Origin of the sequence: Paraburkholderia sp. SIMBA_030 (genome assembly GCF_046535245.1) — a bacterium.
GTDB lineage: Bacteria > Pseudomonadota > Gammaproteobacteria > Burkholderiales > Burkholderiaceae > Paraburkholderia.
On the sequence record NZ_JAWRXB010000560.1, the window covers coordinates 1 to 271 of the forward strand.

The 271-nt window shown below is 56.8% G+C and carries 1 protein-coding gene; it reads left to right on the plus strand.

What is annotated here, in order from left to right; genetic code table 11:
- A partial coding sequence (locus tag SB772_RS41200; protein ID WP_410838675.1) for a transposase occupies positions 1–237 on the plus strand: 237 nt, incomplete at its 5' end.
- Between the last annotated feature and the right edge of the window lie 34 nt (positions 238–271).

Genomic DNA, 271 nt, shown 5'->3' on the forward strand with positions numbered 1-271 from the left:
CCAGCGGTTCGCAAGGTGATCTACACGACCAATGCCATCGAAAGTGTCAATGCCCGGCTACGCAAGATCGTCAAGACGCGTGGGCACTTCCCGACGGACGAGGCCGCGACCAAACTGCTATGGCTGGCCTTGCGCAATATCACGGCTGACTGGAGCCGTGCTGCGCATGACTGGAAAGCCGCGATGAACCAGTTCGCGATCCTCTACGAAGATCGCTTCACCAGGAATCACTTGTAGAATGCAATTGATGAGCCTGCCAGATGGCAGGCTT